Source organism: Infirmifilum sp., assembly GCF_049970975.1.
Classification (GTDB): Archaea; Thermoproteota; Thermoprotei; order Thermofilales; family Thermofilaceae; genus Thermofilum; species Thermofilum uzonense.
In genome coordinates, this window is record NZ_JBMFLX010000074.1 from 1 (window position 1) to 6,555 (window position 6,555).

Below are 6,555 nucleotides of genomic sequence, written 5' to 3' on the forward strand. Positions count from 1 at the left end.
GCCGGCCTGCCACGCCGGAAATCCCGGGTTCAAATCCCGGCCGCCGCACTAACCTTCTTAATAACCCTTCTGCGGCTCGCAGTTGGCGCAGAGCGTATGTGAACCGTTGAGCGAGCTTACGTAGCCACTCAGCTCTATTGAGTTTTGACACAAAGGTCGACGCAAAGGTCCTTCCGGAGAACGCAAGGAAAACTATACCGCGGCGAATTAAAGAGAAGCTGAGCTACGACTGGGTTATAAAAATTTTCGACATATCCAAGGTTGCCCTCCACAAATACCTTCATAACACAGGGAATGTGGAGCGAGGTCGTCTATACGACCCTCCAGTACGTAACGGGGACTGAGTTCTGTGGGTGGTACGCGGCCTCGACCGACTCAGGGCTCTGGAAATTATCAGAGAAATACGACAGAATAGACTAACTCCTCGTACCACTATGGTAGCCCTGGCTTACTGTGGCGAGTTCTTGAAGCAGGCATTGCCGAGGTTAGTGGTCGAGTACTTCGGGGAAATCGTCAAGAAGATGCTGGGGCTCGCCAACGCACTCAAAAGGCTCACTTATGAGAAGAGGATTTGCGGTATGACGGGCCTGCTTACTGCGGGATCATGTTCACGAACACTCCGTGGAAACGTGAACCATAACTACAGAGCCAACTACAGCACGAACCCCTCGCGTTCCCCTGCGAACCATCAGCTGTGTATTACGACGAATTGTTACCTAATCGCGAACTTTTGCGATTTGATTGCTAGCCATATTATTTGCGAGCCGTGCTCCGATAGAATTCAAGAACTTTTAATGCTTCCAGCTCTTGTAAGCTACAAGGCATTAAAAGTATGAGACTTCCATTACATGAATTTGCACCGGAAGAAGTTCACGGTAATACCATGTCTCGATGGTTTATAAACGCTATTTAAGGAGGCCGCTTCATGGTGGTGTAAAGTGAGTCTGTGGGCCTATGTGTACGAGCGCTTAGAAGACCTCTCCGAAATGTTCAAGCCTGGAAACTGGCTGTGGCTTGTTTCTTACAGCGGTGGCAAGGATTCAACGCTTCTATTGCTCTCGACGCTTGTGTTTGCTCGAGAACGCGGTTTCGAGTTTAGTGTCGTGTACAACGATAGTGGTGGCGATCTTCCCGAGATCAGAGATCTGTCTTACAGGGTCATGGAAATCGTTAAGAGCCTAGGCTACAAAGTGTATGTTACCAAACCCGAAAGGACTTTTTTCGACCTTCTGCTAACGAAGTACTCTCCCCCTAGGTGGAACTTCAGATGGTGTTGCAAGAGACTTAAGGAAGAGCCGTTTAAGCGCCTAGCCCTTGAACTTTCCAAGAAAACACCTGTCTTAAACTTGGTAGGTAACAGGAGGGAGGAGGCGAGGTGGAGAGACTGGTACATCAAAAAGGGTGGTGATAGGCTTGTTTACGCATCACCACTATTAGACCTAAAGGCAGAAGATGTGTGGAAGCTGTTGGAGCAGCTCTCTGCTAGGGTACCTGAGCTCGGCTTTGTGTACAGAGAACTCAAGCAGATCTACGGCGAGGCTAAGCGAAGCGGGTGCTGGTTCTGTCCGCTTATAGTCGAAGATCGCCTTCTAAAGGAGAGACCTCAACTCCTGAAGTTGAAGTATCAAGTGCTAGTGGCGTGGTGTAGTGGTAGGCGAGAGGAAATAGTGAAGCTGTCCAAGGAATACCCCCACTTGATAAGCGTCACAATTAAAGAAGAAGAAGTAAAAAATGAGTACTATCCGTGCGGTAGGAAGTGCTTGAAATGCCAAGTACCGCGCGTAGTAGCGCACTTAGCGAAGAGTCTCCAAGAGCATCCACAAAGCTAAAACTGACCTGCGAAGGACATTGTCCTCTGGAGAAGAATTAGTTATTGGCAAGCTCTCTTTAAACGCATCTAAGTAATTACTTGCTCTAACAACAGCCACTTCGAACGGCTCCTGCCTCGCGAAGGCCTCTACGACGCGGCCCACAAAGCCCACGTAGGCGCCCACATACTCGTCGACTAGCTCGGGGTTTTCGTGATGGGTAAGAACAAAATGTAAAGCTCTGGTAAACGGTGTTTGGAACAAGGTATATGGTTTCCCTCTTCCTTTACCAAACTTAAGCTCTTCTGGAGAGCGTGGCAGATGAACAGCGGCCCCCGTGAGAACCAGTACGTGATCGTAGAACCTGGCAAGCGTTGTAATTCTCTTTTTTAACTTGTCGGTCTTATTGTTTCCTACTTCAATTTTCCCGCACTCTTTGTAGACGTCCATGTACCCCTCATCAATGATCAGAGCCTCAATTATACCTATAGAGCCTTCGGATTTTCCTTCTTGTACAAGCGTGGCCAAAGCGTCTTTGATAAAGTCTTTATTCACGTATAGGTATCTATTAACGAAGGCTAATCCCCTCTCAATACCCCCGAGGCGTTTTGTTCTCTCAACGCACTCCATGATTGCCCTTTTTGTGCGCTCAGTGTATTCATGTAGCTTCTTTCCTGGCTCTAGCATTGCGAGATCACTAACCAACCCTTTGAAGTTCTTAACAACTTTGCTTGGGGCTTCTTCGCTGACTATTACCTTAAGGCCCCAAAAACCTCTAATGTCAGCTGTCAGTGGTAGGTAGATTTCTTTGGCGTGACCCCTCACGTAAAGCCCTTTCATGTCAATGAGTCGAGCTTTGACCATATTTATGTCTTTTTCCACCTGCTCGCGTTGCCCTTTATTTGGTTTGCCGTCACCTTTTATTACTTCTCTCACTAGGCTCTCTAAAATTCCCATAACCAGTCCCTACTCCAACCCGGGTACTTGTCTTATGCTCTCCACAATCTTAGGGGCATACTCTTGCTCAAACCTTTTTTGAAGCCCTTCTCTAATCTTCTCGCTGAATATGGCGCTACCAGCAATTATGTAGTACGCAATCTCCGGTGGGAGCCGTATTATCCCTAGCAAACTGAAACTTCTTGGGCCCTCAGCCCTTCTCAGCTCGAATTTTGTATTTTCTGTGGTTATTATAAGCACATTTTTATTAGAGAATACTTTATTGGCCATGGCTACGGTGCCGGGGTTAACATCTGTAAACCTAAACCAAAAGGTAATGGGAATTTCCAGAGATCTCTCAATTGTTTCGCGGCCTTTCCTCTCTTGGGAACGAACCACTACTAGATACGTAATAGATCGAAAGCCTATCTGTGACCTCTCGCCCAACTTGTAGAAGCTAGCACGCTTGTCTCGCAGAGCGTCTGCGAGCACTTTTTCAATTACTTCCCCGGCGAATTTAAGGTCCATAGGTATTTTCGTTAATCTGCCACTTACCAGAATTTCCTTGAGATCTAGGCCTATTCCTAACTTCGTCTCGAACTTTTTGAGACCCAAGATCTCCTTTATGACCTCCTCCGCAACAGACTTGCAGTCGGCACTAATGCTGATGTATTTATTGGTTTTCTTCGCGTACTGGTTCATGACGTTGCTGATTACGTCAATGAGTAAGTCGCGTCCAAACCTGATCCACTTAGAGCTTTTCGCGATGAGGTCTATAGCGCTGTCCGCATTGCGCAAATCGACATCTAGTTCGAGGTTAAGTCTTTTTCTCACTTCTTTCTTTATCACTTCTATGGATTTAGTGAACATGCCGCGCAGGATCTCTTTAGTAATCCCCATCTCATCTATCTCAATGAGGGCGGTCTTATCAAGTACGTACCTCGCTTCCGCCTCAAGACGACTCAGCCTGTACTTAATATAGTCGGTGAGCTTTGAGGTCCCCGCAACCGTAAAGGCCCTAGTTCCGGGCTGGAAAGGCGCGACGAAGCAAGCCACAGTTAACCTAGCCGCACCGTACTGGTCAAATAATTTTCTTAGAATTCTCATCGTGTATATTAGTGCTGTTAAATCCTCCTCAGCCCTAATAGCCTCTTCGAGCTCGTCGAGCAAAAGGAGATGCTTGGCATTCATTTCTCTCAGCTTAAGGTAGTAATCTTCCAGAAATTCGCTTAGTTCCCTGTCTATGGGCATGTTTATATCACTATTGACGTTAGTAATAACACCTGCTACTTCATTGGATAGAGTTCGAGGCTGGGAAAGAGCCTTAGCAATGATTGTTGCTACAGTAGATCGTACGTTGTCTACCTTTGTCTGAGGCGCTAAGCCTTTGGCGTATCGAGCAGGCACATAAGTCACATATGCTGAGTTCTTAAGGTCGTGGAAGAGCTTTAATGCCGAATATGTCTTTCCAGACCCCCAGTGACCAGTTATGATCGCAACTGTGACGTTCCATGCGTGTAATTTTAGTGTTTCTGTTGCTACGTTATCAACTAATATTAAGTCATCAACGTTCGCATTAGGGTTTTTAGGCTCTTCAAGATTGTAGCGATCTATTATTTCTCGTACATATATGCCCAGGTTCATATTCATACTCCCACCTCAAGCACGTAGAGGTTAGACGTGTCCGTTTTCTTCAACGAGAAAACGACGTTATTTGAAGGCTTACGGTTCACAAGGAGGTATGCAACAGGCACATCTATTGATTTAAGTTCAGACATTCTGTTATACAAGCGCTTTTTCAAAACAGAGTCTTCAATGATTACTCGTGGACTAGTAGTTGTCACGATTTTGGTGAGATCTATTGGCAGAGTCGCGCTCGTCGCCACGTGATCAAATCTGTAGCTTTTGATGTTGGGCAACTCGATTTCGCCATTTATGAGGACATTGACCTTCCGGTCAAGCACATATGCTATTGCGAGTGCTGCTAAATCGCGTAATAAATCTTCAAATACTACCTCTTCACCTAGGAATATTAGTCCACGCACATCACGCACCCATGTATATTAATGGGCATAAGGGGTTTATAAATATGCGCACATAAGGTATTAAATAGCATCCTTGACATTTCATGGTGGGGATTGACTAGTGACGGCTTTATTTGTGTTGATTTAACTCTTGGTGTATATACGGGCCAAAATCCATTAGGAAAAGACCTTGTGGAAACCTTGAGTTGGTCAAGAAGCCGGTATGCTCGCAATTCTGCGATTATAAAAGACATACACGAGCAAGACTATGAGTAAACCGCTATATTTCTCATCCCTGATTCTCGCGAATGGTTCCGAGAAATCTTTTGCATGAGACCTGCTGAGTCGTCCCACCCCAAACCCCTCCTGTATAAGCTCTTTAATCTCCGAGCTCCAGCCTGCCTCAGCCGGACGTTTTTCGACCGAACATCCTGACCTCCTGGTGCTTCTTGAAAAGACTCCTGTAGTACGCAGTTGTCTCGGGGTTATTGATACAGCTCCTCTTTTTCTTAGCTAGAAACCCCTCGAAGCCCCTCCCCAGGTGACCCTTATACGTATGTGAGCAAGGCCCAGCATTGCCTCGACGTCTTCCCCGAAGTTCCCAACCACGTACTTCAATAGGGTACGCTTTAAGTACTCGTCTCTGTGTGGCAGGACTATTGCCTATAGCAGAGGGGCGTGGTCCACCATCATGTCTGTCCTAACTAATCCCAGCGCCCTGAACCTATCAACGTCCAGCACGGCATTCTTGAACTGAGCCTCTGCTAAGTATTTGAGGGTCTTAAAGATCACTTCACCTGGCACTTGTCTCAAGCCATGGAGATAATTGCCGAGGACGCCCATGACTATGTCGAGGGCCTCGACTGCCCTGTTGGAGCTCAACTTCTCCTTGATCACGCTAAAGTATGACCTTTCGTCGTCTGAGAGGACCTTTACGTAGGTAAGGCTCTACGGAGCTGAGCAAGCATGAGCTCACTCAATAGTTAACACCCACAGCGCTAATCGTGAACCACAGAGGAGTTATTAAGGGTAGGTGCGGCGGCCGGGATATAATCCCTGGATTTCTGGCATTATTGGCTGAAAAGGCTCTTTTTAAAGTCTCTTTTCCCACGTTTTTTGAAGGTTATGAGCGCGTTTTGCAAAAACCTGAGAGCCCTTTACGAAAACTATATGCGAGATAATCTCGTTCTTAATGCCCGAAAACAAAGCGTCCCGCTGAACAGATATATATGCTCGGCAAGCGTGGTTGGTCCGTGGAAAAGGAAACTTCCGTGAGGTCTGCACGAGGATTTCAAGGAGACCCTGAAAGAGCGATTTGACACTGTAAAAAAGTTACGCGAGCACAACCCTAGACAACGTCGTAGAACTGGTCTCGGACTTCTTGTTCATAAAACCGGGAAGGTTCCTATGGGAGTCTCCGCGCACTTGAGGTCACTCGCATTTGGTAGGGTCTGACCACGTATAGATCTAGTTTCTAATTCCCTTGCGACTTTTGCTTATCGAGCGTGCGTTTAACACCTCAGGTACTACCGGTGAACGTTTTTCTTAGCCTGCCACAACGGGTAATTCGTCTTTTTTCTACAGCGACCGGACACGGACACGGCAGTGTGTCCTAATACACGCACCAGTCGACTTTATGTTGGAAGATTTATGTGCTTATGTGCATACACTCGATCACTACACGGTGACTGCGGTGTGTATGGGTTTGCCCAACGTGTTCTTTGAGGTTATAGGGCGGGTGCCCGGCGACTTCCTGTCCTTTGTGGAAGAGGTGGTCTCGGATTTTT

The 6,555-nt window shown here is 46.8% G+C and carries 8 protein-coding genes; 3 read left to right on the top strand and 5 right to left on the bottom strand.

From position 1 onward, the window contains the following. Positions 1-137 precede the first annotated feature (137 nt). The 3 genes from ACP5KC_RS08075 to ACP5KC_RS08085 all read left to right on the top strand — a co-directional run bounded on the left by ACP5KC_RS08075 (position 138) and on the right by ACP5KC_RS08085 (position 1,829). Positions 138-344, top strand: a complete 207-nt coding sequence (locus ACP5KC_RS08075) for a hypothetical protein (protein ID WP_428287220.1) — start codon at positions 138-140, stop codon at positions 342-344. Between the two features lie 90 nt (positions 345-434). Continuing rightward, positions 435-836 carry a hypothetical protein gene (locus tag ACP5KC_RS08080; RefSeq protein ID WP_428287221.1) on the top strand — a complete coding sequence of 134 codons (402 nt, stop codon included), beginning with the start codon at positions 435-437 and terminating at the stop codon, positions 834-836. A gap of 102 nt (positions 837-938) precedes the next feature. Next, the gene (locus ACP5KC_RS08085; RefSeq protein ID WP_428287222.1) at positions 939-1,829 is read left to right on the top strand and encodes a phosphoadenosine phosphosulfate reductase family protein; all 891 of its coding nucleotides are present in this window, start codon (positions 939-941) and stop codon (positions 1,827-1,829) included. On the opposite strand, the gene ACP5KC_RS08090 is transcribed toward ACP5KC_RS08085, so the two are convergent. The 5 genes from ACP5KC_RS08090 to ACP5KC_RS08110 all read right to left on the bottom strand — a co-directional run bounded on the left by ACP5KC_RS08090 (position 1,794) and on the right by ACP5KC_RS08110 (position 5,650). Beyond that, the gene (locus tag ACP5KC_RS08090) at positions 1,794-2,690 is read right to left on the bottom strand and encodes a hypothetical protein (RefSeq protein WP_428287223.1); all 897 of its coding nucleotides are present in this window, start codon (positions 2,688-2,690) and stop codon (positions 1,794-1,796) included. The genes ACP5KC_RS08085 and ACP5KC_RS08090 overlap by 36 nt on opposite strands. An 84-nt stretch (positions 2,691-2,774) precedes the next feature. Beyond that, a complete protein-coding gene (locus ACP5KC_RS08095) occupies positions 2,775-4,394 on the bottom strand; it encodes a hypothetical protein (RefSeq protein ID WP_428287224.1) in 1,620 nt (539 codons plus the stop codon). Then, positions 4,391-4,789, bottom strand: coding sequence for a hypothetical protein (locus ACP5KC_RS08100; protein ID WP_428287225.1), 399 nt, complete (start codon positions 4,787-4,789; stop codon positions 4,391-4,393). The genes ACP5KC_RS08095 and ACP5KC_RS08100 overlap by 4 nt, the downstream gene beginning before the upstream one ends. Positions 4,790-4,978: 189 nt before the next feature. Next, positions 4,979-5,122, bottom strand: coding sequence for a hypothetical protein (locus tag ACP5KC_RS08105; RefSeq protein ID WP_428287226.1), 144 nt, complete (start codon positions 5,120-5,122; stop codon positions 4,979-4,981). 309 nt (positions 5,123-5,431) lie between these two features. Beyond that, positions 5,432-5,650 (bottom strand): hypothetical protein, encoded by a 219-nt coding sequence (locus ACP5KC_RS08110; RefSeq protein ID WP_428287227.1) that lies wholly within the window; start codon positions 5,648-5,650, stop codon positions 5,432-5,434. Positions 5,651-6,555: the final 905 nt, after the last annotated feature.